Here is a 5,348-nt window from a genome sequence, read left to right on the forward strand (position 1 = left end):
GCTGCCGCCTGAGCCACCTTGCCGGCGCCGGTGGCGTTGACCGCGAAGGCCAATTCCTTCTCGTCCTCGGCCTGGTCGACATTCGTATAGGCCGCGGCCGAAACCACGATGTCGGGCCTTGCCTCTGCCAGCGCCGCAAACACCGTCTCGGGGCGCGCCAGATCGAGCGCCGGCCGGCCGACGGGAACGACCTCGACATCCTTGCTGCCCCGCTCTATCAGGCTGGCGGCAACCTGGCCCTCGCGTCCGGTGACGGCAAGCCTCACGCGGCGCCCTCCCTGGTCTGGGCCTGCCCGTTTCCGACCTTGCTGGCCGGGCTGTTTTCGATCGCCGCGTCTTCCATCGCGCCGTTCTCGATCGGGCGGTTTCCCATTGGACCCTGGCCCAGCCGCTCGCCATTGTAGCGCTGCTCGCGGATCGGGGCCCACCACCATTTGTTGTCGAGATACCAATCGACCGTCCTCGCCAGGCCGCTGTCGAAATTCTCCCGCGGCGCCCAGCCGAGATCGCGCGCGATCTTGGAGGCGTCGATCGCATAGCGGCGGTCATGACCAGGGCGGTCGGTGACGAAGGTGATCAGGTCGCGGTAGCTCATGCCGCCGGCGCGCGGGCGCCTCAGGTCGAGCAGATCGCAGATCGTCTCGACGACGCCGAGATTGGTGCGCTCGGAATTGCCGCCGACATTGTAGCTCTCGCCCGGCCGCCCTTTCGTCGCCACCAGTTCCAGCGCGCGGGCGTGGTCCTCGACGAACAGCCAGTCGCGCACATTGGCGCCGGCGCCGTAAACCGGCAGCGGCTTCTCGTCGAGCGCGTTGAGGATAACAAGCGGGATCAGCTTTTCGGGGAAATGGTAAGGGCCGTAATTGTTCGAACAGTTGGAGAGCACCACCGGCAGGCCGTAGGTCTCATGCCAGGCGCGCACCAGATGGTCGGAAGCGGCTTTGGACGCCGAATAGGGCGAGGACGGCGCATAGGGCGTCTCCTCGACGAACATGCCGCCTTCGAAGGGCAAGTCGCCGAACACCTCGTCGGTCGAGACATGATGGAAGCGGAAGCCGGCCTTGCGCTCCCCCGACAGCCCGCGCCAGTAGTCGAGCGCGGCGTTCAGGATGCGGTAGGTGCCAACGATGTTGGTCTCGATGAAGGCGCCGGGGCCGTCGATCGAGCGGTCGACATGGCTCTCGGCGGCGAGGTTCATGACGATGTCGATGTCGTCGCGGCGCAGAATCTCAAGCACCGCTCGCTCGTCGCAGATATCGGCCTGCTCGAAACGGTAATTATGCGCATTCTCGATCAGCCTGAGCGAAGCGAGGTTGCCGGCATAGGTCAGCTTGTCGAGATTGGTGACGCGGTGGGCCGGGTTGGCGCACAGATGCCGGCAGACGGCCGAGCCGATGAAGCCGGCGCCACCGGTGACCAGGAAATTCATGCCGCCCTCTCTCCTCACGCAAACACCTCCGCCGTGGCGAGCAGAGGCGCCTTGCGATCCTTGTCCGAAAGCTGGAATCCGCCTGGGATCGCCGGCCATTCGATGCCGATTTCGGGATCGTCGAAGCGGATCGACCGATCATGCCCGGGCGAATAGGTATCGGTCACCTTGTACAGCACCTCCGTGTGCGGCACGAGCGTGACGAAGCCGTGCGCAAACCCTTTCGGCACCAGGATCTGGTTGCCCTTCTCAGCCGATATTTCCAGCGCCACCCACTTGCCGAACGTCGCCGAGGAACGGCGGATGTCGACCGCGACATCGAAGACGCTGCCGCTTATCACGCGCAGCAGCTTATCCTGGGCGCGCGGCAGCAACTGGTAGTGCAGTCCGCGCAGCACGCCGGCGGCCGCGGAATAGGAGTGGTTGTCCTGCACGAAGGCGAGATCGATGCCGGCCTCGGCGAAACGCCCGGCATTCCAGGTCTCGCTGAAAAAACCGCGCGCGTCGCCGTGCCGCTTGGGCACGATCTCCAGCACGCCGTCGAGGCCAAGCGGCCTGACCTCAAGCAAACCGTTCCTCCGTCAGGTCGGCGGCCCGCTTGCGCAGATAGGCAGCGTATTCATTCTTGCCCAGCCGCGCGGCGCGCTCCAGAACCTTTTCAGCGTCGAGCCAACCCTGCTCCAGCGCTATCTCCTCCGGGCAGGCGATCTTGATGCCTTGGCGATGCTCGATGGTGCGCACGAAAGACGCTGCTTCGAGCAGGCTGTCATGCGTGCCGGTGTCCAGCCAGGCGTAACCCCTTCCGAGGCGGCGGACATGCAATTCACCACGCTCGAGATAGACATTGTTGATCGCCGTGATCTCGAGCTCGCCGCGCGCCGAAGGGCGGATCGTGGAGGCAATGTCGACGACATCATTGTCGTAGAAATATAGACCGGTCACGGCCCAGTTGGACTTCGGCTTTTGCGGCTTCTCCTCGATCGTCAAGGCCTTGCCGGTGACCTTGTCGAAGGAGACCACGCCATAACGCTCCGGATCGTCGACATAGTAGGCGAAGACCGAGGCGCCGCCATCGCGCGTCGCTGCCTCGCGGCAGAGTTGCGACAGGCCGCCGCCAAAATAGATGTTGTCGCCGAGGATCATCGACACACTGTCCCTGCCGATGAAGTCGCGGCCGATGATGAAAGCCTCGGCTAGACCATTCGGCTGAGGCTGCTCGGCATAGGAAAGCTCCACACCGAATTCGGAACCGTCGCCCAGCAAAGCCTGAAAGACCGGCAAGTCACGCGGAGTTGATATGACCAGAATCTGGCGGATTCCCGCTAGCATCAGCACGCTCAGCGGGTAGTAGATCATGGGCTTGTCGTAGATCGGCAGTATTTGCTTAGAAACCGCTAATGTTAGGGGATAGAGGCGTGTTCCGCTGCCGCCGGCAAGGATAATTCCTTTCAACAAGCTCTCCTTGAACTATCGCGGCCCCCGCCTCGACGCCAAGTTGCCCGTGCTTATGTTTCGGGCACTGGCTTGTCAATTGTCGGCTTGATTTCTTCCCGACGCTATTTCACTGCTTTCTACATCCGGCATGCGGCGATTTCGAGCGAATCCGGCTGTGCCGCAAAAGGGGCCGGCGCCAAGCGCCCACCGGCCCTTTGTCATTTGGTCGCGATCAGGAGCGCTTGAGCAGCGCCCAGACCGCAGGCACGAGGCTCGCGGCCAGCGCCACCTTGATCAGGTCGCCGGCGATGAACGGCGCGACGCCGAACTGCCAGGACTTTTCCGGTCCGATGAGCGCCGCCAGCCAGGCAAAGCCCATCGTCATCATGACGATCTCGGCGGCAAGCATGGCGCCGAACAGCTTGAAGGGGTGGCGGTCCCAGCCGCGGTCGGCGGCCCAGCCGGCGATCGCCGCCATCACCACGAAGCCGGCAAGGTAGCCGCCGGTGGAGCCCATCATATAAGCGATGCCGAGGCCCTTTTCCGGCGTGCCCTGGAACACCGGCAAACCAAAAGCGCCCTCGGCGAGGTAGAGAAGGAGCGTCGCGACGGCAAGACGCATGCCGAAGGCCGAGGCGATCAGCAGCACCGCAAGCGTCTGCAGCGAGATGTCGACCGGACCCAACACCACTTTCGTCTTCGCCGACAGGGTGAGCAGGAGGGTTCCTGCAAGCGCCAGAAAGAGCTGGCTGGCAAGCCGGGCCGCGCCCTGGTCGGGCAGAGCGAGAGAAACGAGCGGGCGCATCGTGGTTGCAGTTGCCATGGTCTTCCCCATCGTGGCTGATTTGCTGTGTTTGAGGCGCGTCGCGGAGAAACGAGTTCAGGCGGCGCGCTTCAAGATTTCGTCCTGATGCGTGTCGTTCTCCCAAGACTGCTGCGCAGTTTTGGGCGACATGCATTGATTTTCCTATATTGGCTTCGGCAGGATGCGGCAATCATTTTGCCGCGAGCAGCAGGACCCGGCATGACACTTGAATTCGACGCACGCTTCGATCCTGCCTATGGCCAGGCGGTCACGGTCGCTCCGGACGTCCAGCGCGTCACGGCCAGGAACCCGAGCCCGTTCACCTTCCACGGCACCAACAGCTACCTCGTCGGCCGCGACACGCTGGCGGTGATCGATCCAGGTCCGGACGACGATGAGCATCTCGGAACGCTGCTCACGGCAATAGGCGGCAGGCCGGTCAGCCATATCTTCGTCAGCCATACCCACCGCGATCATTCGCGGCTCGCGGCGCGGCTGAAAGAACGCACGGGCGCTCCCGTGCTCGCCGAGGGCCCGCATCGGCCGGCGCGGCGGCTGCGCATCGGCGAGATCAATCCGCTGGATGCCAGTGCCGATTTGGGCTTCGTGCCCGACATTGCGCTGGCGGACGGCAGCCTTACCCATGGCGACGGCTGGGCGATCCGCACCGTGCTGACGCCAGGGCATACCGCCAACCACGCGGCCTTTGCGCTGGAGGGGACAGGCATCCTGTTTTCGGCCGACCATGTCATGGCCTGGGCCACATCCATCGTGGCGCCGCCCGACGGGGCGATGGCCGACTATATGAAATCGCTCGACCGGCTGATCGAGCGCGACGACCGCCTGCTGTTGCCCGGCCATGGCGGACCGGTGACCGCGCCGCGCAGCTTCATGCGCGGGCTGAAGTCGCATCGCAAGATGCGCGAGCAGGCGATCCTGGAACGCATCCTGAGCGGCGACCGAACCATCAAGGAGATGGTCGCGGCGATCTATCGCGACACCGACCCGCGGCTGCACGGAGCAGCCGGCCTTTCGGTTCTCGCGCATCTCGAGGACCTGGTGGCCCGCGGTCTCGTCGCCAGCGAAGGCGACCCGGCGATCGACGGGATTTTCAGGCCTGCCGGTTGACTCACTCGGCCGGCGCCGCGCCGACCTGGCCGGCGACCTCCTGATCGAGCTCGGCGAGGAAATCGGTGATACGGTCGGCATTGTCGCCCAAGTCATGACGCCCGTAGCGCGAGGCCGAACGCATGTCGACGACGACCGAATCGCCGTCGTCGGCGACGCGGATGGCCACATCTGCCGGCAGGCCGAGCACCAAGCCCCTGGCGACCGCGGTGATCGTCGCCTCGCTCTGGCCGTTGATGTCGGGATAGGGCGCGGTCAGCTGCCAGTCCCGCCGGTCGAGCACGGTCTCGACAGCATCGACCACGGTTTCGAAGGGCAGGTTGTAGCTCCGCCCGCTAACCAGCGGATATGCTTCCGCCTGCAGGCTCTGCTCGCCGGGCGTCGGCGGTGACAGCGCGTTCATGTCGCTTGTCCGGTCGCTGGTGTCGAGCGCCGGCGGGTCGTCGACGTCGGTCGAAATGTCGCGCAGCGGCGGATAGATGGTCGCCCAGTAGGCGGCGACACCGAAAGGCGCAAGCACCAGCACTGCCAGCAGGGCGCGGACGCTGAGAT

At 64.8% G+C, this 5,348-nt stretch carries 7 protein-coding genes; 1 reads left to right on the forward strand and 6 read right to left on the reverse strand.

The window, feature by feature from the left end; all coding sequences use genetic code 11:
• The 5 genes from EOA75_RS28030 to EOA75_RS28050 all read right to left on the reverse strand — a co-directional run.
• Positions 1-266: sugar nucleotide-binding protein (locus EOA75_RS28030; RefSeq protein WP_127325689.1), on the reverse strand; the 266-nt coding region annotated here is incomplete at its 3' end.
• Positions 263-1,429, reverse strand: a complete 1,167-nt coding sequence (gene rfbB / locus EOA75_RS28035) for a dTDP-glucose 4,6-dehydratase (protein ID WP_245307636.1) — start codon at positions 1,427-1,429, stop codon at positions 263-265. The genes EOA75_RS28030 and rfbB, both read right to left, overlap by 4 nt.
• A 14-nt stretch (positions 1,430-1,443) precedes the next feature.
• Positions 1,444-1,998, reverse strand: coding sequence for a dTDP-4-dehydrorhamnose 3,5-epimerase (gene rfbC / locus EOA75_RS28040; RefSeq protein WP_067327907.1), 555 nt, complete (start codon positions 1,996-1,998; stop codon positions 1,444-1,446).
• Complete coding sequence (rfbA, locus tag EOA75_RS28045; protein ID WP_067327906.1) at positions 1,991-2,881, reverse strand: glucose-1-phosphate thymidylyltransferase RfbA; 891 nt, start codon at positions 2,879-2,881, stop codon at positions 1,991-1,993. The genes rfbC and rfbA overlap by 8 nt, the downstream gene beginning before the upstream one ends.
• Before the next feature lie 214 nt (positions 2,882-3,095).
• Positions 3,096-3,686, reverse strand: coding sequence for a biotin transporter BioY (locus EOA75_RS28050; RefSeq protein ID WP_067327905.1), 591 nt, complete (start codon positions 3,684-3,686; stop codon positions 3,096-3,098).
• A gap of 201 nt (positions 3,687-3,887) precedes the next feature.
• On the opposite strand from EOA75_RS28050, the gene EOA75_RS28055 reads away from it, so the two are divergent.
• The gene (locus EOA75_RS28055) at positions 3,888-4,796 is read left to right on the forward strand and encodes an MBL fold metallo-hydrolase (RefSeq protein ID WP_127217400.1); all 909 of its coding nucleotides are present in this window, start codon (positions 3,888-3,890) and stop codon (positions 4,794-4,796) included.
• Position 4,797: 1 nt separating this feature from the next.
• Here the strand turns inward: EOA75_RS28055 and EOA75_RS28060 are convergent.
• Positions 4,798-5,348 (reverse strand): DUF1499 domain-containing protein (locus EOA75_RS28060; RefSeq protein WP_164747605.1); only part of this gene is annotated, 551 nt, incomplete at its 5' end.

The sequence above is a fragment of the Mesorhizobium sp. M1A.F.Ca.IN.022.07.1.1 genome, from assembly GCF_003997575.1.
In the GTDB taxonomy this organism is placed as follows: domain Bacteria; phylum Pseudomonadota; class Alphaproteobacteria; order Rhizobiales; family Rhizobiaceae; genus Mesorhizobium.

What these genes read in the sequence shown, in the direction of transcription:
- rfbB (WP_245307636.1), bottom strand. Translation starts at nt 1,429, where the DNA reads ATGAATTTCCTGGTCACCGGTGGCGCCGGCTTCATCGGCTCGGCCGTC.
- EOA75_RS28050 (WP_067327905.1), bottom strand. Translation starts at nt 3,686, where the DNA reads ATGGCAACTGCAACCACGATGCGCCCGCTCGTTTCTCTCGCTCTGCCC.
- EOA75_RS28055 (WP_127217400.1), top strand. Translation starts at nt 3,888, where the DNA reads ATGACACTTGAATTCGACGCACGCTTCGATCCTGCCTATGGCCAGGCG.